Below are 25101 nucleotides of genomic sequence, written 5' to 3'. Positions count from 1 at the left end.
TGAACACCTTGCCCAAGTCGCGCCTGCAGCGCGCCAAATACGCCTTGCCCAGCATGGTGACTTTGCTTTCGATAGCCTGCGGTTTTGCCAGCATCGTCATTTCCGTCGACAACGCCGCCGTGGGCGATGCGGATGCCTACCGCCTGGCGGCGGCGCTGCTGGTGCTGGCCGGCGTGTTCGATGCGCTCGACGGCTATGTCGCGCGCCTGACGAACACCAGTTCGCAGTTCGGCGTGCAGCTCGATTCCATCGCCGATGTGATGAATTTCGGCTGCGCCCCGGCCGTCCTGTTGTATTGCTACGGCTTCGTGCAGATGGGCGTGCATGATCCGCTGCTGCTGCGCTTTGGCGGCATGGCCAGCTTCTTCTTTGTTGCCTGCGGCGCGATGCGCCTGGCGCGCTTCAATGTGAACGTGGGGCGCACGGATCCCCTGTATTTCGTCGGCATGCCGATCACGGCCGGGGCCGCTTGCGTGGCGGCCGTGGTGGTGGCCTGGCCGGCGCCCATCGATTCCATGCTGCACAGCTATCTGCTGATGCTGCTGCTCGTCGGCGTGGGCAGCCTGATGGTGTCGACCTTGCGCTTCCCCAGCTCCAAGCAAAAGAAAAGCCTGGCCGCGCTGCTGGTGCTGATAGTCGCTATCGCCCTGCTCGTGTGGCTGAAGACGAGTTTCTTTGCGCTGTTCTTCGCCGTCTACATCGCCGCCACCCTGGCGTTGAACCTGGCGTGGTACCTGGGCTGGCGCGGTATTGCGCTGCCGCAGGTATTCAACGACCCCGACGAGATCGATTAATCTCAGGCCACCTCGTGCCCGCGCGCGGCACGCAGGATGGCGAACCAGTCGCTGCGGCTGAGCGTAAACTGCGTGCCTTCCACGGCCACGCCCACGGCCTCGATGCGGCCCGTGCCCGTCAGCGGCAGGGGGCGGCATGGCAGCTGCATGATCCAGGCAAACACGACGCTGGCAAACGGACGCTGCAGTTGGTCCGCGATCTGCTTGATGACATTGCGCAAGTTCTCCACATTCGCATCGCCCCCCTGGAACAGCCGGCCGCCCGCCAGCGGCGACCAGATCATCGGTGCCACCCCCACGTCTTGCAAGCCGTCGAAGGTTTCATCAAACAGGGGAGCCACGTGCAGCGGCGAAAATTCCACCTGGTTCGTCACCAATGGAAAACGCCGGTGCAGGCACTCGAACTGGTGGCGGCTGAAATTCGACACGCCAAAGTGCAATACCTTGCCCGCCGCTTTCAATTGCGTGAAGGCGCCGGCGATCTCGTCGAAATCCATCAGCGGGTCGGGACGGTGGATCAGCAGCAAGTCCAGGCGGTCCGTGTGCAGCTGGCGCAAGGTGTGTTCCACGGAACTGGTGATGTGCGCCGCGCTCGTGTCGTAATGCTGGATGGCATGGCCAGGACGGTGCGGCGACAGCAGCTTGATGCCGCATTTGCTGACCAGCTCCATCTTGTCGCGCAAGCCCGGCTGCAGGGCCAGCGCTTCGCCAAACAGGCCTTCGGCACTGTAATCGCCATAGATATCGGCATGGTCGAAGCTCGACACGCCCAGCGCCAGGCATTGCTCGATGAAGGCCAGGCGCTGCTGCGCCGACATATTCCACTCGCCGATGCGCCACATGCCGGCGACGATGCGCGACAGTTCGGGACCGTTGCTGCTCAAACGGCTGCGCGGTGTTTGCAGGCTGGCGGGAAATACATGGCTCATGGGCTGGCTTTCTGGTGGTGGCGAAGAAGGTGACGCCACGATTATATCCAGTGCTACAGCATGCTGCGGATAAAGCGGCAGCAACGCTCCTGCAGGGCATCGTCGAGCTGGCCGCCCAGCTGCATCTGGTACACCAGCGCCGACTGCAGCATGAAGGCAAACAGGCGCAGGTCGAGGTCGGCGCGCACGCCGATGTTGACCAGGCGCTGCACCACCAGGGTGATCCACGGCGCGACGATCTGCTCGCGAAAACGCAGCTGCGCCGCCGCATCATTGTGGATCAATACCAGTAAGTCGCACGTGAAGCGGCCATCGGCGTTCAGGTTGTCGAAGATGCGCGCGCAGATCGCCTCGATTTCCTGACCGTCCGGCATGTCGAGCGCGCGCTGCAGCTTTTCCGCCGTGCGCTTGACGAGCGCGTCGAGCAGCATGTCTTCGCGGCGCGGCCAGCGCCGGTAGATCGTCTGGCGCCCCACGCCGGCAGCGTCGGCCACCATCTGTATTGTCACGGCGTCGAGCCCATGCTGGCGCACCAGCATGACGATGGCTTCCAATACCGCATCTTCCACGCCCGCCTTGCGTGGGCGGCCACGCACTGCTGCCTCTTTTTTAATCACGTCTGGCCTGTCTCTGAATGTTTCTTTTAATTATGGTACGATGCGCACCGTAAATGCAAAGCAACTGCTTGTCAATCATGTTAGTCAATTAACCGGCAGGTTGATGCACCGCGCCGCGATACTCCAGTCATCTCTACGTGAAATCTGCAATCTCAGCGGCGCGTGCCCGTATTTTCTTTCTGACTTCCACATCCATCACTGTGGCGGCTCGTGCCGCCTGAGGAAAACCTATGAAAATCATCGGGATTTCGCCCCATCGGCGCAACTTCCTGCGCAAGGCCGTTGGCGCCGCGCCTGCCGTGGCCTTGCTGGCCGGCGCCGGCGGCGGCCTGGCCATGGCCGTCTCCAAGGACCAGCCTGCCTACAAACCGCGCTTTTTCAACGCCACCGAATGGGCCACCTTGAGCGCGCTGGTCGACCGCCTGATCCCTGCCGACGCCGAAGGTCCGGGCGCGCTGGAATCGGGCGCGCATGAATTCATCGACGCGCAGATGAACACGCCTTACGCGTATGGCGCGCTGTGGTACATGCAGGGACCGTTCGTGCCATCGATCGAACAGTTCGGCTACCAGTTCCACATGGCGCCGCGCGAGCTGTACCAGAGCGCCTTGGCCGGCGTCAACGCGACAGTGCAGAAACAGTCCGGCAAGCCTTTCGTGCAGTTGAACTCGGCCGAGCGCGATGCCGTCATCACGCAATTACAAAAAGGGACCCTGGACATCGGCGAAGTGCCGTCGAAAGTCTTCTTCAACCAGCTGCTGCAAAACACGCGCGAAGGCTATTTTTGCGACCCCGTGCACGGCGGCAACAAGGACATGCTGGCCTGGAAGATGGTGGGATTCCCCGGCGCGCGTGCCGACTACATGGATTGGGTCGAACAGTATGGCAAGAAATACCCGTTGCCGCCCGTGTCGATTGCCTAAAACTTTTTGTACCCGATCAAAGAAAAAGAAAAACCATCATGAGTGATATCAAACCAGATGTAAAAATGAAGCCTGTCGATGCCGTGATTGTCGGCTTCGGCTGGACCGGCGCCATCATGGCCAAGGAATTGACGGAGGCGGGCCTGAACGTGGTCGCGCTGGAACGCGGCGAGTACCGCGACACCTATCCGGACGGCGCCTATCCGAAGACCCTCGACGAGCTGACTTATATCCAGCGCAGCAAGCTGTTCCAGGATATGTCGAAGAGCACGTTCACCTTCCGCCACAGCATCACGGGCGTGGCCGTGCCGTACCGCCAGATCGGCGCTTTCAAGCCGGGCACGGGCGTGGGCGGCGCGGGCTTGCACTGGTCGGGCATGCACTGGCGCGTCTTGCCGGAAGAGCTGCAAATCCGCAGTCACTACGAGCGCCGCTACGGCAAGAAATTCATCCCCGAAGGCATGACGATCCAGGACTTTGGCGTGACGTACGCCGAGCTGGAGCCGCACTTCGATTTCGTCGAGAAAGTCTTCGGCACCTCGGGCCAGGCGTATAAGGTCAACGGCATCGTCGTCGGCGACGGCAATGTGTTTGAGGGCGACCGCTCGGACAATTACGCGCTGGCGCCGCAAAAAGTGCCGTACACGGCCGAGCTGTTCCGTCGCGCGGCCAAGGCCGTTGGCTACCACCCATTCGTCAACGCCTCGTCGAACGCGTCCGGCCCGTACACGAATCCGTACGGCTGCCAGATGGGCCCTTGCAACTTCTGCGGTTTCTGCTCGGGCTACGCCTGCTACAACTATTCCAAGGCTTCGCCCAACGTCAACATCATGCCGGCTCTGCGCATGGTGGCGAACTTTGAACTGCGCGCCAATTGCAACGTCGTGCGCATCAATCTCGACGGCAGCAAGGGTGGCAAAGCGCGTGCTACCGGCGTGACCTACATCAATGCGGACGGCAAGGCCGTCGAGCAACCGGCCGACCTGGTCATCGCGAGCGCGTTTGCCTACAACAATGCGCACCTGTTCCTGCTGTCGGGCATCGGCAAGCCGTATGACCCCGTCAGCAATGAAGGCGTGGTGGGACGCAATATTGCCTACCAGATGATGTCCACCATCCAGACGTTCTTCAAGGAAGACACGAACACGAACCCGTTCATCGGCGCCGGCGGCACCGGCGTCGCGCTCGATGACTGGAATGGCGACAATTTCGACCATGGCCCGCTGGGCTTTGTCGGCGGCTCGCCTGCCTGGTGCAACCCGGCCGGCTCCAAGCCCATCTCGGGCATTGCCACGCCGGACGGCACGCCCGCCTGGGGCTCGGCCTGGAAAAAGGCCGTCAAGAAGAGCTATCTGAATACGGTTTCGTTCGATTGCCACGGCGCCAACATGACTTACCGCGACTGCTATGTCGACCTCGACCCGACCTACACGGACAAGTATGGCCAGCAATTGCTGCGTTTTACCTTCGACTGGAAGGAAAACGACATCAAGATGAGCCGTTTCGTCACCGACAAGATGATGAAGGTGGCCGAAGCCATGAATCCGGAATCGATCAAGGTGTCCGTCAAGAGCGTGGGCGACCACCTCGACTTGCGCAACTACCAGACCACGCACTGGGCGGGCGGCACGGCCATGGGCGCGGACCGCAAGACCAGCGTCGTCAACCGCTACCTGCAGAGCTGGGACGTGCACAACGTGTTTGCCGTCGGTTCCAGCGTGTTCCCGGTCGGCATCGGCTATAACCCGACGGGTCTCGCTTGCGCGCTGACCTACTGGTCGGCCAAGGCTATCCGCGAGCAATACCTGAAAGATCCCCGTCCCCTGGTCGCCTGATAAAGAACAAGAAGATGAACAACACATTCACCCATACAGTGGGCGCCCTGCTGCTGGCGCTCGCCGCCAGTACCCCCAGCGCTGCCTGGTCCGCCAGCGCGGTGAGCACCGCCACCACCCCGAACGCCCAGCTGATACGCCAGGGCGAATACCTGGCCCGCGCGGGCGACTGCATCGCCTGCCATACGGCCGGCGCCAAGGGCCAGCCGTTCGCCGGAGGCCTGGGCATGGAAACGCCGATCGGCAAGGTGTATTCCACCAACATCACGCCCGATAAAAAGGCCGGTATCGGCGACTGGAGCTTTGCCGATTTCGACAAGCTGATGCGCACCGGCGTGACCAAGCACGGCTATACCGTGTATCCGGCCATGCCGTATCCGTCGTACTCACGCCTGAGCGAGGTGGACATGCAGGCCCTGTACGCCTACTTCATGCACGGCGTGAAGGCGGACCCGACGCCGAACAAGGCGGCCGACATTCCGTGGCCGCTGTCGATGCGTTTCCCCTTGACCATCTGGCGCTGGGCTTTTGCCCCCACGCCGCAGCCGTATAAAACGCCGGTCACGGGCGATGCGCAATTGCTGCGCGGCGCCTACCTGGTGCAGGGCCTGGGCCACTGCGGCGCCTGCCACACGGCACGTGGCATGGGCATGCAGGAAAAATCGCTGACGGACGAGGGCAACACGACCTTCCTGGCCGGCGGCGGCGTGATCGACGGCTGGTCCGTGCCATCGCTGCGCAATGAACATGGCGGCGGACTGGCGCGCTGGAGCGCGGCGGAGATCGCCGAATTCCTCAAAACGGGCCGCAACAGCCATACGGCGTCGTTCGGCGCCATGAACGACGTGGTGGCCCATTCCATGCAGCACATGACGGATGGCGACCTGGCGGCAATGGCGAAATACTTGAAGTCGTTGCCGCCATCGACGCCGGCCACACCAGCATTTGTCGCCGATGACAAGCTGGGCAAGCAATTGTTCAGCGGCATCGTCAACTCCAAGGGTGCGCAGCTGTACCTGGACCGCTGCGCCGGCTGCCACCGTTCCGACGGCAAGGGCTACGACAAGGCTTTCCCTGCGCTGGCCGGCAATGCCGTGCTGCAGACGAACGATCCCACGTCGGCCATCAACATCGTGCTGTCGGGCGGCGCCGTACCGGCCACGCGCACGGCGCCGTCGGCGCTGACCATGGCGCCGTATGCGGACATTTTCAACGACGAGCAGACTGCCCAGGTGGTGACGTTCATCCAGACCAGTTGGGGCAACCGCGGCACGCCGGTGACGGCGGCGCAAGTGGCCAAGGTGCGCAAGGTGTCCGTGCCGGTGGAGGCCTCGCAGACGGAGGCGACGTTTGCGGCAGGCCGCCATGGCACCTTCCCGCCCGTGGCGCGCAAGCCGCACCTGAAGGACGCGCCGCTGAAATAATGTGACGGACGAAAAAAATGCCCGCAGCATCTGCGGGCATTTTTTATGGGAACGTTAAAAACTTATTTCATCCACAGGCGCATCGAATCCCAGGCGCGGCCGAAGATCGTTGCCTGGTTGATGGTTTCCAGCGCGACGACCGGCAGTTCCAGCAGGACCTTGTCGTCGACCATCATTTTCAGCTTGCCGACAGGGGCGTTTTCAGCCAGTGGCGCGACCAGCGGGTCCTTGCGTTCCAGCACAGGTTTCATCTTGGCAGCCGTGCCTTTTGGTACGGTGACGAGCACATCGCGGGCGAAACCGATTTTCACGGTGCTTTTCGAACCCTTCCACACTTCCGGCGTGGCCACGGCCTGGCCTTTCGAGTACAGCTTGACCGTATCGAAGTTCTGGAAGCCCCAGTTCAGCAGCTTCTGGCTTTCCTGCGTACGGGCCTGGTCCGACGAGGTGCCCAGCACCACGGAGATCAAACGGCGCTCGCCCGTGCCGCCTGGACGGCGGGCCGATGCGATCATGCAATAGCCGGCCGCTTCCGTGTGGCCCGTCTTCATGCCATCGACGGTTGGGTCCAGCCACAGCAGGCGGTTGCGGTTAGGCTGGGTGATCTTGTTGTACGTAAAGCTTTTGATGGAATCGATTTTGTAGAATTCCGGGTAATCGGCGATCACGCGCTTGGCCAGCACGGACAAGTCTTGCGCCGTGGAATAGTTATCGGGGCTAGGCAAGCCATGTGGATTGGCAAAACGCGTGTTTTTCAGACCCATGCGCTGGGCTTCGCGGTTCATCAGCACGACAAACGTGCCTTCATCGCCGGCAACGGCTTCCGCTAGCGCCACGGCGGCGTCGTTACCCGATTGAATCATCAGGCCGTGCAGCAAGTCGTCGATCGAGACGGGGGTGGCCGGGTCGATGAACATCTTCGAGCTGCTCGAATCGACTTTCCATGCGCGCACGGACACGTTTACTTTTTGGTCCAGCGCCAGTTTCTTTTCGCGGATGGCGGCAAACGTCAGGTAAGCCGTCATGATCTTGGTCAACGATGCCGGCTCGATGCGGGCGTCCGGATCTTGCGAAGCAATGATCTGGCCACTGGTGGCGTCAAGCAACAGCCAGGACTTGGCGGCGATGGTCGGGGCTGGAACGCTCTGGGCGTAGGCGGCGGAAAAGAAAAATACACTGGAGGCCAGTGCCGCTAAAAGTTTTTTCATGGAGGCTGGTCTGCGAGAAAAAGATGAAGGCTGAGGGCCATGCTGTTGCTGCTTGCATGGCCGCGTGGAAAAAACGGATCAATTATAGCCGTGGAGGCGCTAGTAAGCCCACACTTCAATGATCATCTGCTGCGATTGCGGGTTTGTCACCATGCCACAGGGCAATCACGAGGTTCTTGATGTGATTGAGCTTGCGGTGGAAAAAGTGGTCGGCGCCGGGGATCACGATCACGGGAATGTCTTGTGGACGGGCCCAGTCGAAGACGGCGGACAGGGGGATTGTGTCGTCCAGTTCGCCGTGGATCAAGATGGTGTCGGCGGGAATATCGGCCATGGCCCACTTGCCGGCCGCGCTGCCGATCAGCGCCAGGCGCTCGACGGGCGTGCCGGCGGCGGCCAGGCGTTCCTGCAGTTTCGATTGCACGAAGGTGCCGAACGAGAAACCGGACAAGGCCACGGGCAAGCCCGGGTACAGGCCACGCATGTGTTCATACAGCAACTGCATGTCGTCCGTCTCGCCCACGCCATGGTCGTGTACGCCTTCGGAAGCACCGACGCCGCGGAAATTGATGCGCGCCACCACGTAACCGAGGGCGACAAACGCGCGCGCCAGGGTTTGCGTGACCTTGTTGTCCATCGTGCCGCCGTACAAGGGGTGCGGATGGGCAACGAGGGCGATGCCGCGCGGAGTGTCTGCTGGGAAATCGAGCAAGCCTTCCATGCTGCCTGCCTGGCCGGCGAGGGTAAATTTTTCCGAGTTTCTGTTCATGAGGCTCATACTGGTGGGTATCTCTTAAATTGGCATTAAATCTTGAGGCGTTCGACGATTTTGCCGCCCACCAGGTGCGTATCGATGATTTCATCGATATCGCTGGTGTCGACATAGGTGTACCAGGTCGCTTCCGGATAGATCACCAGCAGCGGGCCTTCTTCGCAGCGGTCCATGCAGCCGGCCTGGTTGATGCGGATCTTGCCCGCGCCATTCATGTCGAGTTCCTTGATGCGGCGCTTGCAATGCTTTTGCGCCGCTTCCGCGCCATGGTCGCCGCAACTGTTGCGGCCGTCTTCACGTTTGTTCATGCAGAAAAAAACGTGGCGTTCAAAATACGGTGCGTCGCTCATACTATGCTCCTGCTGATCATCAATGCGTCATGATAACGCTTATGGGTGGTCTTCGCGACGCTGGCGCTGCACATCTTCCTGCCGGTTCAGGCGGTGCGAGGGCAGGCACAGGAACCACAGGGCCATGAAGGGCCACAGCAAGGCGAGGAATTGCGCCGCGCCATTAAAATTGAGGAACTTGCCTTGTACCCAGCCTTGCAAGGTTGACATGAAGTATGGGTTGATCGGCGTCGTATTCACCATCACCAAGCTCAGCAGCAAGGTGGCGGCCGCGATGCGGCGCTGCGCCACGTGCGGCGCGAACGCCAGGCCGCCCAGCATGATCAGGCCGATCAAAAAGCCGCCCTGGGCGCCCGGCGTGATCCAGACGAAGGCGTTTTCCGGGGAAAACAGCAGCGCGCTGGCCATCGAACGCACGGTCAAGGCGGCGGCGATCAGGATCAGCATTAATATCGTGCGCGGCGCGGCGCGGCGTAGCAGGCACAGCAAGGTGAGCACGGCGCCCGTCATGCCGCAAGCCGTGATGATGGTTTCCGAAAGCCAATATTGCTCGACCGTCAAGACCACGTCGGGACGCAGATACGTGGCCAGGTCGATGTCGACGCCGGCCAGCTGCGACAGCCAGTCCGACAGGATGGGCAGCAACTGGCCCAGGCCGAACAGATAGCCTTGCGGATAGATTTGCGCCAGCGGCCACAAGGCCACCAGCACCAGGCCCTGGCTGGCGTGCTGGGCAAACCAGCGCTGGCGCAAGCGGTACAAATGGCTATGGTCGAGCAGCTTGCGCGCCGTCAAGGCGCCGATGATGGAACCGATAAAGCATCCGGCCGCATTCGTATAAAAGTCCAGATTCGACGATACGCGGCTGGGTAGATAGGTTTGCACGGCTTCCATGCTGCCGGAAATGAACATGCCGCACAGGCTGGCGACGATAACGGCGAAGAAACCCGTGATGCGTGGAAACAGCGAATACACGATCAGCGCGCCCAGCGGGATGTAGCCGACGACGTTGATGCCCACGTCAAAGCCCGTCCAGTAACGGGGCATGCGCGTGTTTTCCAGGAACGTCAGCGGCGACAGGCCATTGCTGTGCCAGCCCGTGAACGGGAACCAGCTGGCGTACACGATCAGGAAGACGTAGGCGAGCAGGGTCGCGCGCGATACGGGCGAGGAACGGACCGGCGGCAGCGGCGCCGCCGGGCTGGCTGGGGATGCGGGGTCGGTCATTCTTTCGTGATATTCAGCGTGCCCAGCCAGGTGAGCAGGTCGGCGGCGATGGCGTCCGAAGCCGCCGCCAGCGCTTGCGCGCCGCCTTGCGCATCGGCGCTGCCGGCCGGTCCGCTGCGGCTGAAGGTTTTCTGGTCGATCAGGCGGTGGCCGCGAAACAGCGAGGCGCGCAGCGACACGTGGCCGCTGCTGTGCGTCTGCGTATCGAAGTTTTGCGAAAAATCATCGACATCGATGCGCAGCAGGGGCATGCCGGCGGCCGCGTCCGTGGTCGACAGCACTTTCACGCCGCTTTGCGCCACGCGGGTTTTCAGGCGCTGGCTCAGCAGTTGGAGCGGCGGCGTGTTCCAGCGGTTGTAGGCATACGGCCGCGATTGCTGCGCATCGGCGTACAGCAGCCGGTAATACATGCGCTGGCTGTCGAGCCAGGATGGACCGTTGGCGTCGGCGATCACCAGCACGGGCACGGCTGGCGCAGCTGTTGCCGCCGCCAGCGGCGCGGCCGGGCCGAAATCATAGAAAGTGGGGACGGGGCCGCGGCTGGCGCAGCCGCCCAGCAGGAATGCGGCGGCCAGGATGAGTGCGCTGAGATTGCGTGGAATAGGCATGCGGTATTCTCCTTATTTGCCCGGTGCCGAAAAACCGGGCTCGCCCGGACCGGGCGGGATGTCTGGGGCGCCGAACAAGATGCTCTGCGGCTGTTCATTGAGCGTGCTCATGGTGGTTTTCAGGGCGCGCATCGAGGAACGCGCTTCGCCGCTCAGCTCGATTACCTGTGGCAAGACTTCCAGCGACACGCCATTGGCCACCGTTTCCACCGAGCTGCCGACCCGGTCGACCGTGCCATTGACCTTGTCGAGCACGCCGCCTGGCGCCTGAATGTCGTTGCCCAGCTTTTTCCACGTGGCCGTCAGGTCCGACACGTTCTTGCTGGCCGTGCTGACGGCCGTCAGGGTTTGCCGCGTCTGTTCCGTCAGTTGCGGCAATTGCGTCAGGGTGGGTTCCAGTTGCTGCGGAATGGCGCCAAAGGCCTTGGCAGCCTTGCCCACTTCACTGAAGGCACCCAGCATGGCCGCCTGATTGTCGGGGCTGAGCAGATTGTTGACCTTGTTGGTAATCTGCTCGGCCTGGTCGAGAATGCGCTTGCCCCGTTTTTCCAGCTGGTCGAGCAAGCCCGCGCGCAGGGGGATCAGCGAGGGCCTGTCCTTGCTGGTGCCCAGCAGTTTGGAGCCGACATGCTCGTCGTCGAGCTGGATGTAGGCGATGCCCGTCACGCCCTGGTAGCCTAAAGTGGCAAAGGTGGTGTGGGTGACGGGGGTATCGGGCGCCACGCTGATGTGCACGAGGATTTGCCCCGCCTTTTGCGTGTCGAAGTCGATGGCGTCGACCTTGCCCACTTCCAGGCCCCGGTAGCGCACGGTCGCCTGCGGGTTCAGGCCCGGCACCGACAGGGTGGTGGCGAGCAAATACGGCACCCGTTCCACGCGGTCGCGGTTGAACCAGACGCCGAACAGGATGGCGGCCACCAGCAGGGTGAGTGTAAAAAATCCCGTCATCAGGGCATGTGATCTGTTTTCCATTACTTCTCCGCTTTCTTGTCTGTGCCGGCGTCGTCGCCTGGCTGTGCCGCCTTGCCCGCCGCCGCCTGTTTCTCATCGAGGACGGCCAGCGCGCGCTTGCCGCGGTCGCCGAGGAAAAATTGCTTGATGAACGGGTGGTCGACTTCGATCACCTCGCGCGTGGGGCCGATGGCGATCACGTGTTTTTCCGCCAGCACGGCGATGCGCGTGGACAGGGCGAACAAAGTGTCGAGGTCATGCGTGACCATCACCACCGTCAAGCCCAGCTCGCGGTGCAGCGACTGGATCAGGGCGACAAAACTTTCCGACAGGTCCGGGTCCAGGCCCGCCGTCGGTTCGTCGAGGAACAGCAGCTTCGGCTCCAGCGCCAAGGCGCGGGCCAGGGCCACGCGCTTGATCATGCCGCCCGACAAGTCTGACGGCATTTTCAGCGCATGTTCGGGACCCAGGCCCACCATGTTCATCTTCAATAGTACCGCGTCGTGCACCAGCGCTTCTGGCAGCACGCGCAATTCGCGCATCGGCTGGGCCACATTGTCGAACACGGTCAGGGCCGAATACAGGGCGCCTTGCTGGAACAGCATGCCCCAGTGGTTGCGCAATTGCTGCAGCTGGTCGGAACTTGCCCGGTTGATATCTTCGCCAAAGACTTTGACGCAGCCGCGCGCCGGATGTTCCAGGCCCAGCATCTGGCGCAGCAGCACCGTCTTGCCCGTGCCGGAACCGCCCACGATGGACAGGATCTCGCCCCGTTCGATTTCCAGGTTCAAGTCCTGGTGCACGACGGTGCGGCCGAACTTGGTCCACAGATTGGTGATTTCCACTACTGGCGCGCTGCCGTGCAGGTTGAACTGGCCCTCGTTGCCAGTGCCGCAAGCGATATCGGTGTCGTCCGCCATCAGTAGCCCACTCCATTGAAGACGATGGCAAACACGGCGTCGGCCAGGATCACGACGGTGATGGCCGTGACGACGGCGGTGGTGGTGCCGCGCCCCAGGCTTTCCGTGTTGGCCTTGATGCGCAGGCCGAAGTGGCACGAGACAAGGGCGATCAGCATGCCGAAAATCATGCCCTTGCCCAGGCCGATCATGTAGTTGGCCAGCGGCACGGCGTCCGGCAGCTTCTGGATGAAGTAGCGGGCCGACAGGTTCAATTCCACCTTGGCCGCCACCATGCCGCCGATCAGCGCGGCCGTATCCGTCCAGATGACGAGCAGGGGCATGGAAATGGCCAGGGCCAGCACTTTCGGCATGATCAGGCGGAAACCGTGTGAAATACCCATCACCAGCATGGCGTCGAGCTCTTCCGTGACGCGCATGACGCCCAGCTGCGCCGTGATGGACGAACCCGAACGCCCGGCCACGAGAATGGCGGCCAGGAGCGGCCCCAGTTCGCGGATGACGCTCATGCCCAGCAGGTTGACCAGGTAAATGTCGCCGCCAAAGGCGCGCAGTTGCTGCGCGGACAAATAAGACAGCACGACGCCGATCAGAAAGCCCACGAGGGCCGTGATGCCCAGCGCCTGGAAGCCCGCATGGAAGATGTTGGCGGAGATTTCACGCCATGGTCCGCGCATGGGATGGCGCGCGAAGCGGCCGATATCCTGCGTCACCTGGCCCACGAGGGCGATAAAACCCTTCAAATGTTCGAAAAACAGCAGGATGGCCATGCCCAGTTTCATCACGGGCGTGAGGCGGTTGGCGCGCGAAGGCGGCGTTGTCAACGGTCCCGTTTCTTCGATGCGCCGGAAAAACTCTTCCTGCGACGGCGCCAGGGTCAGCTGCGCGGGGCGTTGCTTGCCCCAGGCATTCCAGAACAGCTGGGCGCCGATATGGTCCATGCTGTCGATGGCCGACAGGTCCCATTGCGCTTTCGTGTCGCCCTGCAAGGGCTTGAGCTGGGCGTCGATGGCCTTGATGGCATTGTCATGCGCCAGCGCGTGCACCTGCCAGGTGCCGCTGGCAGTGACAAGGGCTCCCTGTTGGGAGCTGGTCTGGGAGAGGGTCAGTTTCGGCGATTGTACAGTCGGCATCGTGCCAGTTTAAGGGAGAATGGCGCAGACCGCCACCGCTGTTCAATCGCCGGCCCCTCAGGACGCCAGGTGGCGCGCCTGCCGCTGCGGCAGGGCGACGTCCGGGCGCACCTTGGCGCTGCTAGTACTCACTTCGCTTGGCTTGGCGTGCGCGGCCGCCTGCGCGCCGCCCGCATAGTCGCTGGCCAGCAGGGCATTGGCTTCAAGCGCGCTCATGCCGCGCGTCTGCAGCCATTGCGCCACCAGCTTGGCCAGGCGCTCCATGGCGATGCGGTGGGTGGCGTCCGTGTGGGCGTACAGCCAGTTCGAAAAATCCATGAAGTTTTCAAATGGCGCATCGCCGAGCATCCATTGCACCGTATTGGCGAAGCGGCCCGAGTTGGCGACCAGGTCCCAGTAGCGGGCGAAGCGCACGAGGCGCTGCATGCTCATGAAATCGAGCTGTTTATTGGCCAGGATGGTGTAGGGCGGATGCGGATCGAACACCATGCCATAGTTTTCCGTATGGCGGATGATGGGCGTGCCGCGCAGGCGCTTCAGGATGCCGAACTGGATTTCATGCGGTTTCAAGGCCACCAGCTTGTTGAAGCCGGCCGCGAAGCTCGCTTCATCCTCGCCCGGCAAGCCGGCGATCAAGTCCACGTGCAGGTGGGCGTTCGATTCCTCGCACAGCCAGCGGATGTTGTCGGCCGCCTTTTGATTGTCCTGCTTGCGGCTGACCAGCGATTGCACGTCCGGATTGAAGCTCTGGATGCCGATTTCGAACTGCAGCGCGCCGGGCGGGAACTTGCTGATGCCTTCTTTCAAGGCGTCGGGCAAGTGGTCAGGCACCAGTTCGAAGTGGGCGTAGATCGGGTCGTCCGGGTTCGCTTCGATCTTGTCCAGAAAGAACTGCATGATCTTCAAGCTGGTCTTGATATTCAGGTTGAAGGTGCGGTCGACGAACTTGAACAGGCGCGCGCCGCGTGCATGCAGGGATTCCATCTCGGCCAGGAAGTTCTCGAGCGCGAAGGGCCAGGCCGTCTTGTCCAGCGCCGACAGGCAGAATTCGCACTTGAACGGACAGCCGCGCGACGCTTCCACGTAAATCGTGCGGTGGCGGATATCGTCGTCTGTATACAAGGAGTAGGGCAGCTGCAGTTCCGCCAGCGGGGCTTGCACGCCCGCGTGGATCTTCATCAGCGGCTTTGGTCCGTTGAGGATCTCGCCGCACAGCTTGGGGAAGGTGACGTCGCCCCAGCCCGTGATCAGGTAGTCGGCCAGCTTGACGATTTCCTGCTCGCCCGCCTCATGCGACACTTCCGGCCCGCCCAGCACGATGATGACCTCGGGCGCCACCCTCTTGAGCATGGCCACCAGTTTGGTCGTTTCCTCGACGTTCCATATATACACGCCAAAACCGATGATACGGGGCTTGTTGATGAGGATGCGTTCGACCAGTTCCGTGGTTTTCGTGCCGATGACGAATTCCTGCAGCCGCGTCTGCGCTTGCAGCGGACCCATATTGGCCAGCAGATAGCGCAATCCCAGCGAGGCGTGGGTGTAGCGGGCGTTCAGGGTGGAGAGCAGGATGGTCATGGGAGGCGATGAAAACGGCGAAACCGCTATTTTACGCTGTCGCGTCAGCTGTGCGCTGCGGCAACAAATGCCATGTTACCATTTGTCAATAATTACTAACTTGTCAATGCTGTGGCAGGCTAAAAGGATACAAGGTGCAGGCGAAAAAAGTACTCAATAAAAAAGTCCTGCTCGGGACGCTGGCCGGCGTGGCCGTGGTAGCGGCCGCACTGGTCGGCTACCGGGTTTTCGGCTGGGGCGTGATGGGGCCGGTCAACAGCTTGAAGCTCGATTTATCCCGGCCCGATGCGCTGGTCCGCACGAAAAGCTTGTCGGCCTTGCCGCGCGACTTGCTGACGGTGCCGCTGGCGCGCGACGTGCTGCGCGAGGATTTCCTGTTCTATTACGAGCAGAGCGAAGACCGGCTGGGCCTGAAGGGCAGTTTGCGCCGCATCGCCTATGAACATGAGCTGGGCTGGGGCGACCAGTTGCTGCGCATGGTGCTGGACCAGCCGGCGGAAGTGGCCTTGTGGCGCGACGCCGACGGCTCGCTCAAGCACTTTGCGATTGCCGTGTCGCGCAGCCAGCTCACGCGCTTGCTCGAGGAAGCGGGCAAGATCGCCCTGAAGGATACGCAGATGCGCGTGGCCGGCAGCTTGCGCGTCGATGGCGGCCAGGTGCCCGTGTATGCGCTGAACTATGCTTACCAGCGCACCTTGCTGTTTGCCGCGCATGGCCAGCGCCTGGTCATCCTGTCCCATCCCGGCATGCTGTATGGCGGCAGCGATGGCAAGCATGGCGACGGCACGGCCGAGAAAACCGTGGCCAGCCTGCTGGCGCCGGAGCCGGCTAAACAGAACGTCTTTCATGCGCAGTTCCATCTCGACGGCGCCGCGCCCGAGGGCCACAGCATCGCCGTCAAGGCTGACTTCCTGTCGTTCGGCTACCAGCCTTTCTTTGGCGCGTTAGAGGCGCTGCGCTTCGATTTTCAACAGGGCGCCTGGCAATCGAAGGTGCTGCTCAATGCCGACAAACTGAAAAACGGTGGCTACGACAGCAGCGCCTTGTGGCCCGTGCTGCCGCACAACCCGAGCGCCTGTTTCAGCGTGCCGGTCGACTGGACCGCGCTGCAGCCCGTGCTCAAGCGCCTGGGCAGCAAGACATCGGAGCCGGTGGCGCCGCTGGCCGGGCACCTGCAAGGCCCCGCCGCCGCGTGCTGGTACGGTACTTCGCGCCTGCATACGCCCGTGTTTGTCGCCACCCGCAGTGCGCAGGCCGGCGATGACGCTGTCTATGGCAGCCTGTTCGAGGCGGCCATTGGCGGCAAGGACCCCGTGCGCAAGACCACAGGGAAGGATGGCGCCGTTCGTTGGGAGCGCAGCGTCGCCACGGCGCTGGGCCAGTCCACGCCGGCGCTGGCCGTGGCCGGCAATACCGTTGTCTTTTCCGCCGACGGCAAGCTGGTGGACCAGGTGCTGGCCGTGCGCCGCAAGCAGGCGCCGGCCGCCAGCGACCTGCTGCCCGATGGCGCGCGCACCATCGGCCTGATCGCGCCGGCGTCGCTGGCCCGGCTGATCCAGCTGGAAGCCTTCGACACCCTGCCGGCGAATAATGAACCGGTCTTGCGCGCGGCCGCCAACGAACACCTGGTGCCGCGCCTGAACGCCTTGAAAAAATATCCGCCGCTGCGCATGGTGCTCAAGCGGCAGCCAACCAGCGGCACGTCGTGGGAAGCGCTGGAATGGCAGGAGGCCGGGCGATGACGCTGTGGCATGGGCGGCATGGACGCCGTGCCGCCTTGCGCTGGCTGGCGGCCTGCGCCGCCACCGTGGCAATGCCCGCGTGGGCCTTGCGCGCGGCCGCCGAGCCGCAAGTGCAGCTGTCGCAGGCGCAGAGCCGCGCCTTCCAGGCCTGGATGCTGCGCATCGTCAACGCGCAGATCGAGCGTGGCCCGTCGCCGCGCTGGACGCACCGCGATTGCGCCGGCCTGGTGCGCTTTGCCGTCAACGAAGCGCTCACTGTGCATGACGCGAAGTGGCTGCATGCGAACGGCATCGCCAGCGACCGGCGCCTGCCGCCCGAGCTGGAGTTGGATGCGAAGCAGGCCGCCTTGCGCAACCGCTGGGTGCAGACAGGTGGCAATGTCGGCCACTTCGTCACGGCGCTGGCGCTGGTGCAGCACAACAGCCGCTTCATCGCCCGCGAAATCAGCCAGGCGCTGCCCGGCGACCTGCTGTTTTTCGACCAGGGCGACGAACAGCATTTGATGGTCTGGATGGGGGCGCGCATCGCTTACCACACCGGCACCGTCACCCCCGACGACAATGGTCTGCGGACCGTCGATATCAAAGAACTTACGAGCTGGAAGGACACGCGGTGGCAACCTGTGGTCAACAATCCCAATTTCGCCGGTGTGTTCCGGCTGGCGTTCCTGTCATGAAGCTGTTATTTATGGGCTTTCTGGCGCTGCTCATGCTGGGCAACGCCTCCGCGCAGCAGCGCGAGACAAGCAATTACACGACCTTCAAGGGTGAACCGTTCTTCCTGCTGTCGGACGCCAGTTACGGCAGTCTTGATGAAGCGCGCGTGCGCCTCGAGGTGCCGGGTCGCGACATGGGGCGCATGAACCTGGAAGCGTATTCGGGCGCCGACATCGTCGTCTACCGCGTGCCCGAACCGATGGAGTTCCTCAAAAAACAGCGCAATCTGCACCGCATCCAGGTCGAGGGCAATTACCAGGGCGAGGGCCTGGCCAACACCTTGAGCTTTTTGTGGGATAGCTGGTGGAAGCAGTCGCGCCTGGCCTGGCGCAAGCTGTTTTCCGGCGAGGCGCGCCTTGCGGTCACGAAGGAACAGCCGCAACTGGCGACCAACGACGCGATTCGCCGGCGCACCGTGTTCGCCAACCATCCGCAGTACAAGCCGATCAAGGGCATGGAGCTGGTCGACAGTTTTCGTTATCCGATCTGGCAAGCCAAGGCCATCGCACCGCCGAAAGGCGTCAAGCTCGATGGCTCCAGCAGCGACTTCATCGTCGCCGGCGCCGGTAACGTGATGATCCCGCTGGGCAAACGCAAGCCGGGTTTGTACCTGATCGAAGCGATCATCGGCGAGCACCGCGCCACCACTTTGGTATTTGTGTCGGACACGGTGGCTGTCACCAAGGTATCGTCCGGCCAGATGCTGGTGTGGACGGCGCGGCGCGACAACAGCGCCGCCGTGGCGGGCGCCAATGTGGCGTGGACGGACGGCACCGGCGTGCTGCAGTCGGCTGTCACCGGTGCCGATGGTGTCGCCTCGCTCGAGCGCGGCAGCCCCGAACACACCTATGTGCTGGGCCAGGACGGCGCCGGCGGCGTGTTCGTGTCCGAGAATTTTTACTATGACAGCGAAATCTACAACACCAAGATCTATGCGGTGACGGACCGGCCTCTGTACCGGCCGGGCGACGAAGTCAACATCAAGTTTTTGGGACGCGAATTTACCTCCGCACGCAACTCGCAGGCGGCAAGCGCGGCGCCGATCAGCTTGAGCGTGCTCAATCCGAACGGCACGCCGCTGCTGACGCAAACGCTGCAGCTGTCCGGCGACACGGGCGCCGACACGCGCTTCCGCCTGCCCACGGAAGCGACCGCCGGCGGTTATGAACTGCGCTTCAATTACAAGGATGGCGTGTATGGCGCGGCCTTCCGCGTGGCTGAATACGTCAAGCCGCACTTTGAAATCAATGTCCAGCCATCGAAGCCCGAATTCAAGACGGGCGAGGCGGTCAAGGGCAGTATCGCGCTGCGCTACCCGGATGGCAAACCCGTGAAAAACGCGAAGATGACCTTGTCCTTGCGCGGCCAGCAAAACACCATGGTCGAAGGCGAACTGCGCTACAGTGGCCTGTTTCCCGTGGCCTTGAAAACCGAGGAAGTGACGAGCGACGGCAGCGGCAATGTCGACTTCAGCTTGCCGCCCGCCGCCGATCCCTCGCGCTACATCTTGACCGTGCTGGCGACCGATGGCGCGGCCTACCGCGTCAAGGCGACGCGCGAGCTGATGATCGAACGCTCGATCACCACTTATCAGTTGAAGGCCGTGCGCCAGTTTTCCGATCCGGGCCAGGCCGTGCATTTTGATTTGCTGGCCGATGGCCAGGGCGCGGCCAAGCCCGTGCGATGGGAGATGGTGCAGCTGGAAAAACAGAGCAAGACCGACGGTGCGTTCGATCCAGACGCCAAGGGCTGGGACGTGACGTTCCCCGCATCGGGCTCGTACCAGCTGGCGCTGCGCGACGAGCGCGGCAACCTGCTGGCGGCCGCCAGCCATTGGGTCGCCGGCGATGGCGTGCAGACGACGCCGGGCAGCATCGAGATCGTGCTGGACCGCGCCCGCTACCGCCCTGGCGACACCGCCGAGGCGCTGATCACGTTTTCCGACAAGGTCGACCAAGCGTTGTTGACGCTCGAGCGCGACAAGGTGGAGCACCATGGCCTGATGGCCGGCGCCGCCGACTGGTACCAGGCAAAGCGCGTGGCGCCGCGGCAGTGGCGCGTGCGCATACCCGTCAAGGACGAGCATGGCCCGAACATGACGTTCTCGGTGGCGTACACGCGTAATGGCGACTTCGTCTTCGAGAACGCCGGCCTGCAAGTGATCGAGCCGCGCATCGCGCTGCAGTTCAAGAGCGACAAGGAGGTCTACCAGCCGGGCGAGAAGGTCACGCTGGACGTGAAGGCCACGCTCGATGGCAAGCCCTTGAGCACGATGGTGGCGCTGGGCGTGGTCGATGAAATGATCTATGTGCTGCAGCCGGAAATCGCACCGGACATCGGCGACTTCTTCTATCATCCGCGCCGCAACAACGTGCGCACCACAGCCAGCCTGTCCTTCATCAGCTACGATATGGCACAAGGCCGCACGGCCGGCGCGCCCGCGCGCCACAATTACAACGAGCGGGGCGTCAAGGTGCTGGAACGTCCGCGCCGCGACAATATTGATACGGCCTACTGGGCGCCATCGCTGAAGACCGACGCGAATGGCAACGCGCGCGTGAGTTTTACCATGCCCGACGCGCTGACCCGCTGGAGGATCACCGGGCGCGCGATGGATGAACAGGGGCGCGTCGGTCAGCGCACGGCCTATCTGCGTTCCGATAAAAATTTCTATGCCAAGTGGACGGCGCCTGACTGGATGCGCGCCGGCGATGCGCCGCGTGCCTCGGTGGCCGTGTTCAACCAGACGGGCAAGGAGCAGGCGCTCGACGTGGTTCTCTCGGGCGGGGCACAGCCGAAGACGGAAAAATTGACCGCCAAACCGGGTGTCAACTACGTCGAATTTCCGTTGGCCGCTGGCGGCGGGCCGCTGCGCCTCGAGCTGAAACAGAGTGGCAAGCTGGTCGACGCCTTGGACACGGCCATGCAAACCTTGCCCGCCGCGTGGAGCAGCCCGCGCTCCTTGGTGCTGCCGCTCGATGGCGCCACCGCTGATATTCCACTCAAGCTGCCGGCGGACGCGCGCAATATCCGCGTCTCGTTCGCCCAGGGAGCGGCCAGCCAGTTCGCGCGCATTGCCGACGACCTGATCGACTATCCGTATGGCTGCGTCGAGCAGACGGCCAGCCGTTTGATTCCGCTGGCGCTGGCCACGCAAAGCCTGGGGCCGGATGCGGGCGCGGCAAGCGAACGTTTGCAAACGCTGCTCACGGCTCAACGCCTGCGCCTGGTATCGATGGCGGGTCCGAACGCCGTCTTCGGCTGGTGGGGCAATGCCACGGCTGGCAATGCATTGATGACGGCCTACGCCTATTACGCCGATTGGTACGCGGCGCGCGCGCTGCGCATCGAGCTGCCGCCCGAACATTGGAACAAGCTGCTGGCCGTCTACAGCGAGCATGGTTTGAAGGATGCGATGGGCGACCGCGCGCTGGTGCTGTGGATGGCGCGCGAGATGGGCCTGCCCACGCAGACCCTGGCGGCGGGACTCGTGGACGACAGCGCGATTGCCGTCCTGGGCGGCAAGCCGCGCCAACCTGGCGACACGAGCAGCCTGCTGCTGGGCGGAGCGTCTGACCGCGAAGCGCAAGCGATGGGCCTTGGTCTGGTGGCGCTGGTCGCCAGCCAGAACGGCATCGCCCTGCCGCATGGGCTGCAGCTGCAAGTGGCCAGCGCATGGCAGGTGCTGAGTGTATCGAAAGCGCCGGTGGCGCAAGCCTTGCTGATGCTGGCCGGCGAAGTGCCTCCATCACAGGCCGACGCGGTGCTGGCCGGCGTGCGCGCCGAGATGCCGACCCTGGACCGCGCGATGACCTTGATGTGGGTGCAAAAGAAGCTGGGTGGCGTATCGTTCGGCAAGGGCCCGGCCGTCGCGCTGGACGGCGCTTGGCAAAAACGCGACAGCCGCAGCGGCCCGCCGGTCTGGCGCTGGACGGACGCCAAGGGCGCGCCGGATAAATTACGTCTCGCCGCACCGGCGTCGGCCGGCACGGTGGCCGTGCTGCAGTACGACAGCCACGCGGCCGAAGCGCAAACCTTGCCGGTCGCCGTCGAGCGTCGCATCCTGCGCATGAAGGCGGGCAAGGGCGGTTACACGACGGAACTGGTCAAGCCGGGCGAAGCGCTCAGCACGGACGCGCTGTACCTCGATGAAATCACTTTAAAAGCGGCACCGGGCGCGAAGCACCGTTTTGGCTTGCTGGAAGTGGCGCTGCCGCCTGGCGCCATGGTCGAATCGACTACCTGGGGCATGGTCATGGCGGGCGACAAGCCGGCCGCGCTGGAACGCGCGCGCCACACCGAGCGCCGCGACGGCTACGCCGTGCCGATCGAGCCTTTGGCCGGCGAGGTGACGGTGCGCCATTTGCTGCGCTTTGCGCAGAAGGGCAGTTACGTGCTGCCGCCTGCGCGTTTTTACCGCATGTACCAGCCGGAGCAGAAAGCCTTCGAAGGCGACGGCAAGGCCACGCGCGCGCTGAAGGTCGAGTGATGGGCCTTGTACGTCCTGCTTTGATGGCTGCCTTGCTGCTGGCCGCTCCTGCCCGGTCTGCATCGCTGGACGTGGCCTGGTGGCGCGACGGCAAGATGGAAGTGCGGCAGCTGCGCCAGGGCGGCGCAGCGCCGCCGCCGTTTGACGGCGCGCGGCAACTGCCGCTGGCCAGCCTGTGGAAGCTGTTCGTATATGTGTATGCGAGTGATAGCAAGGTGGCGATGCCGGATTACCGTTGCGGCGGCCGCGATCCGGAAGAAGTGTATTGCTGCGATGCGGGCCAGAGCATCGGCCATGACGCGGCGCTGGCGCAATCGTGCGGCCCATTTTTCTCTCCCAAGCGGCTGATGATCGCGCCGGCCTCATGGCGCCAGTACTGGACTGGCCGCCTGGGCGTGGCGCCGGCAGGCGACTTTGCCTGGCTGTCCGACCCTGCGCAGCTGGCACCAAAGCGCATGGTGCGCCTGGACAGTCTGCTGCGCGCGCTGGACAGCATCCCGGCCGCCAGCCGCGTGGACGCCGAAGCGGCGCTGCTGCGCGTGGTGCTCGATGGGCGCGGCGCCGGCACTGCACGCTGGTTTGGCAGCCAACTGCGTGTAAAAACATACTCCTGGCACCAGCAGCGCCGGGCAGACGAACGTATCGGCGGCGCGGCCGGCTGGCTGGCCGACGGCACGCCGATCTGGTTTGGCGGCGCGGGCGGCAGCAGCAATGTCTTTGAACAGTGGGCGCCCAGGCTGGCCGCCAGCTTGCCGAAAGTGGGCGCGGCCGACGATGGCGGCTGTGTGGTGGTCGATTACTTCAAGCGCTATCCGATCCGTGCCGTGCGCGGCGAGCGTGGCGTGGCTGCGGTTGGGCCGCTGAATGGCCGCTACCATGTGCAGTTCGAAAATGGCCAGAACCTCGCTTTGCGCAGTAGCGGTGAACTGATGCTGCTGCAAGAGAGGGGCGGCCGCCCGCAACTGCGCGGCCGCTTCGGCGTCAATGAATATGTGGCGCGCGTGCTCGATCGCGAAGCGAGTACTAGTGAGCCGGAAGCGGCCAAGGCGCTGGCAGTCGCCGCGCGCACGTATCTGCAGCAGAACGCGGTGACGGTGGCGGGCTGCCAGCAGATCGCCGACAGCAGCGCGACCCAGCGCGTCAGTCCCAGCCCCGCCACGCCGGCGGCCTTGGCGATTGCGCACTGGACTGATCAATTGATCGTCGATGGCGTCACCGTGCGCTATCACAGTAACCAGGCGTCCGAGGGCACGATGGCGTGGAGCGAGGCGGTGGGCCAGGCCAGACAAGGCAAGCACTATGATGAATTGCTGGCGGCGGCTTATCCTGGCGGCGCGCTGAGCACCGTTGGCAACACTGGCGCGCGTTGCCGCCGCCTGGCGCAGAACGAGGATTGGCTGGCGCAGTCCGTGCCGCGCTGGCAGCGCGTGCTGCTGCGCGAGGCCGGTTACGAGGCACCGCCGCAAGCGCCGCTGGTCTGCGCCTTGCAGAGCGGCGCGCCGTATTCGGAGCAGTCGCGCAACCGTATCTACATGCGGCCGCTGGCCACGCGCGAAGACCGCATCACCCTGGCCCATGAATATTTACACCTTGGCCTGCGCCGTCATCCGCGTGGCCAGGACGAAGAATATGTCGAGCGGCTGGCCCGCCGGCTCGTCGACCTTAACCTGGAGGCCCTGTGAGTTTTTATATCCGTTGCGCGATTCCGCTAATGCTATTGCCACTCTGGGCGCAGGCCCAGGTCACAATTGACGCACCGAAGAGCGGTTGGCGCAATTCGGCTGGTGCGCGCGAGGACTATACGCAAGCGGTCAATTACCCCGCCGCGTCGGTCAACCTGCAGCCGGGTCAAGCTGAAACGGCGCAGATACGGGGGCGTATAGCAGGCGCTGTCAAGGGCAAGCCCGCCACCTTGGTGGTCAATGGCGTGGCGATGCCGATGGAAGTGGGCGAAGACGGTAGTTATGGCCGCCCGTATGGCTTCGGCAGCGGCTCGAACAGTGTGGAAGTACGCTCGCCCGATGGCAGGAGCCGCGCGCGCACCCAGTTTGTCGACAGCTACCAGGGCAAGACCCAGGCGCGTCTGCGTGTCGTCCTGTCTTGGGACAGCGTCGGCACCGACCTCGATCTGCATGTGGTCACGCCGGACGGTGGCCACGCCTGGTACGGCAATCGCGTATTGAAAGATGGCGGCGCGCTGGATGTGGACGTGACCACCGGCTATGGCCCGGAGATATTTTCCAGTTCGGCGCCAGTGAAGGGCAACTATCACGTCTACGTCAATTACTACGGCAGCGGCGAAAACACAGCCATGCTGACCGTCGCCCGCATATCGGTCATCACCAATGAAGGCACGCCGCGCGAAAAGCTGCAGAGCTTCCAGGTGCCGATGCGGGCCGCCGGCGAGCTGACCCTGGTGAAATCGTTCGTCTTGCCGTAAATGGCCCTTGCGCCGCCGTGTCGCCTTGGCTATAATTCGCCCCCTCGCTGAACGACGCATGCAAATGCCGAGTAAAGCAGGGTGAAAAAGAAGGTTGACGAAATGCTGCAAACGCTTCATACTCTTCCTTCTTCGTAGCTGACAAACACAACGCTTTGTCGATAGCGCGAAAGCAGTACCGAATACAGTTCTTTAACAATTAACAGTCGATAAGTGTGGGCATTTGATGTAGTGCAGCGATGATCTTCGGATTGTCGTAAAACTTAAAATATCAAATGTTCACAAGAAATAATGAAATAGGCGCTACGAAAGTAGTGGCCTGTCAGTTTTTTGAGTGAGCGACCCGTCAGCAATGACGGTGCCGGTAAAACGGCAAAGTAACAGAGATTAAACTGAAGAGTTTGATCCTGGCTCAGATTGAACGCTGGCGGCATGCCTTACACA

General features: G+C 63.1%; 20 protein-coding genes. 9 read left to right on the top strand and 11 right to left on the bottom strand.

Annotation, left to right across the window (positions count from 1 at the left end; all coding sequences use genetic code 11):
- Positions 1 to 53: 53 nt before the first annotated feature.
- Complete coding sequence (gene pssA, locus GYK42_RS17285; protein WP_235432888.1) at positions 54 to 794, top strand: CDP-diacylglycerol--serine O-phosphatidyltransferase; 741 nt, start codon at positions 54 to 56, stop codon at positions 792 to 794.
- Between the two features lie 2 nt (positions 795 to 796).
- On the opposite strand, the gene GYK42_RS17280 is transcribed toward pssA, so the two are convergent.
- Both GYK42_RS17280 and GYK42_RS17275 read right to left on the bottom strand, forming a co-directional pair.
- Positions 797 to 1723: an aldo/keto reductase gene (locus GYK42_RS17280; RefSeq protein WP_166448504.1), complete on the bottom strand. Its 927-nt coding sequence runs from the start codon at positions 1721 to 1723 to the stop codon at positions 797 to 799.
- A gap of 53 nt (positions 1724 to 1776) precedes the next feature.
- The gene (locus GYK42_RS17275) at positions 1777 to 2319 is read right to left on the bottom strand and encodes a TetR family transcriptional regulator (RefSeq protein ID WP_205711444.1); all 543 of its coding nucleotides are present in this window, start codon (positions 2317 to 2319) and stop codon (positions 1777 to 1779) included.
- 251 nt (positions 2320 to 2570) lie between these two features.
- Between GYK42_RS17275 and GYK42_RS17270 the strand changes: the two genes are divergently transcribed.
- From GYK42_RS17270 to GYK42_RS17260, 3 genes are read left to right on the top strand one after another with little or no spacing between them, the layout of a single operon-like run.
- Positions 2571 to 3263 (top strand): gluconate 2-dehydrogenase subunit 3 family protein, encoded by a 693-nt coding sequence (locus GYK42_RS17270; protein WP_166448503.1) that lies wholly within the window; start codon positions 2571 to 2573, stop codon positions 3261 to 3263.
- Between the two features lie 38 nt (positions 3264 to 3301).
- The gene (locus GYK42_RS17265; protein WP_046683272.1) at positions 3302 to 5098 is read left to right on the top strand and encodes a GMC family oxidoreductase; all 1797 of its coding nucleotides are present in this window, start codon (positions 3302 to 3304) and stop codon (positions 5096 to 5098) included.
- 14 nt (positions 5099 to 5112) lie between these two features.
- Complete coding sequence (locus tag GYK42_RS17260) at positions 5113 to 6522, top strand: cytochrome c (protein ID WP_166448502.1); 1410 nt, start codon at positions 5113 to 5115, stop codon at positions 6520 to 6522.
- A gap of 62 nt (positions 6523 to 6584) precedes the next feature.
- Here the strand turns inward: GYK42_RS17260 and GYK42_RS17255 are convergent, their stop codons facing one another.
- The 9 genes from GYK42_RS17255 to GYK42_RS17215 all read right to left on the bottom strand — a co-directional run bounded on the left by GYK42_RS17255 (position 6585) and on the right by GYK42_RS17215 (position 15269).
- Positions 6585 to 7730 carry a D-alanyl-D-alanine carboxypeptidase family protein gene (locus GYK42_RS17255; RefSeq protein WP_046683273.1) on the bottom strand — a complete coding sequence of 382 codons (1146 nt, stop codon included), beginning with the start codon at positions 7728 to 7730 and terminating at the stop codon, positions 6585 to 6587.
- Between the two features lie 115 nt (positions 7731 to 7845).
- On the bottom strand, positions 7846 to 8499 hold the full coding sequence (locus GYK42_RS17250) for an alpha/beta hydrolase (protein ID WP_166448501.1): 654 nt from the start codon (positions 8497 to 8499) through the stop codon (positions 7846 to 7848).
- A 35-nt stretch (positions 8500 to 8534) separates the two neighbouring features.
- Complete coding sequence (locus GYK42_RS17245; RefSeq protein ID WP_034781335.1) at positions 8535 to 8852, bottom strand: (2Fe-2S) ferredoxin domain-containing protein; 318 nt, start codon at positions 8850 to 8852, stop codon at positions 8535 to 8537.
- 39 nt (positions 8853 to 8891) lie between these two features.
- Positions 8892 to 10079 (bottom strand): VanZ family protein, encoded by a 1188-nt coding sequence (locus GYK42_RS17240; RefSeq protein WP_046683274.1) that lies wholly within the window; start codon positions 10077 to 10079, stop codon positions 8892 to 8894.
- Entirely contained in the window at positions 10076 to 10687 is a 612-nt protein-coding gene (locus tag GYK42_RS17235) for an ABC-type transport auxiliary lipoprotein family protein (RefSeq protein ID WP_166448500.1), read from the bottom strand. The genes GYK42_RS17240 and GYK42_RS17235 overlap by 4 nt, the downstream gene beginning before the upstream one ends.
- Before the next feature lie 12 nt (positions 10688 to 10699).
- The gene (locus tag GYK42_RS17230; RefSeq protein ID WP_166448499.1) at positions 10700 to 11659 is read right to left on the bottom strand and encodes an MlaD family protein; all 960 of its coding nucleotides are present in this window, start codon (positions 11657 to 11659) and stop codon (positions 10700 to 10702) included.
- Positions 11659 to 12558: an ABC transporter ATP-binding protein gene (locus GYK42_RS17225; protein WP_166448498.1), complete on the bottom strand. Its 900-nt coding sequence runs from the start codon at positions 12556 to 12558 to the stop codon at positions 11659 to 11661. Before GYK42_RS17225 ends, GYK42_RS17230 begins: the two co-directional genes overlap by 1 nt.
- Positions 12558 to 13691, bottom strand: coding sequence for an MlaE family ABC transporter permease (locus tag GYK42_RS17220; protein ID WP_166448497.1), 1134 nt, complete (start codon positions 13689 to 13691; stop codon positions 12558 to 12560). The genes GYK42_RS17225 and GYK42_RS17220 overlap by 1 nt, the downstream gene beginning before the upstream one ends.
- 57 nt (positions 13692 to 13748) lie before the next feature.
- A complete protein-coding gene (locus GYK42_RS17215) occupies positions 13749 to 15269 on the bottom strand; it encodes a B12-binding domain-containing radical SAM protein (protein WP_166448496.1) in 1521 nt (506 codons plus the stop codon).
- Positions 15270 to 15403: 134 nt separating this feature from the next.
- Between GYK42_RS17215 and GYK42_RS17210 the strand changes: the two genes are divergently transcribed.
- The 5 genes from GYK42_RS17210 to GYK42_RS17190 are packed head-to-tail and all read left to right on the top strand — an operon-like array spanning position 15404 to position 24657.
- Positions 15404 to 17011 carry a DUF2138 family protein gene (locus GYK42_RS17210; RefSeq protein WP_166448495.1) on the top strand — a complete coding sequence of 536 codons (1608 nt, stop codon included), beginning with the start codon at positions 15404 to 15406 and terminating at the stop codon, positions 17009 to 17011.
- A complete protein-coding gene (locus tag GYK42_RS17205) occupies positions 17008 to 17688 on the top strand; it encodes a DUF1175 family protein (RefSeq protein WP_240943633.1) in 681 nt (226 codons plus the stop codon). Before GYK42_RS17210 ends, GYK42_RS17205 begins: the two co-directional genes overlap by 4 nt.
- Positions 17685 to 22217, top strand: coding sequence for an alpha-2-macroglobulin family protein (locus GYK42_RS17200; protein WP_205711443.1), 4533 nt, complete (start codon positions 17685 to 17687; stop codon positions 22215 to 22217). The genes GYK42_RS17205 and GYK42_RS17200 overlap by 4 nt, the downstream gene beginning before the upstream one ends.
- On the top strand, positions 22217 to 23899 hold the full coding sequence (locus GYK42_RS17195; RefSeq protein WP_166448493.1) for a DUF2300 domain-containing protein: 1683 nt from the start codon (positions 22217 to 22219) through the stop codon (positions 23897 to 23899). The genes GYK42_RS17200 and GYK42_RS17195 overlap by 1 nt, the downstream gene beginning before the upstream one ends.
- A gap of 29 nt (positions 23900 to 23928) precedes the next feature.
- Positions 23929 to 24657, top strand: coding sequence for a YfaP family protein (locus tag GYK42_RS17190; protein WP_166448492.1), 729 nt, complete (start codon positions 23929 to 23931; stop codon positions 24655 to 24657).
- Positions 24658 to 25101 lie beyond the last annotated feature (444 nt).

The organism is Janthinobacterium lividum, assembly GCF_011601275.1.
In the GTDB taxonomy this organism is placed as follows: domain Bacteria; phylum Pseudomonadota; class Gammaproteobacteria; order Burkholderiales; family Burkholderiaceae_D; genus Janthinobacterium; species Janthinobacterium lividum_E.
Note: the sequence above shows the minus strand (reverse complement) of the source record. Positions and strands in the feature narration are given on the sequence as shown.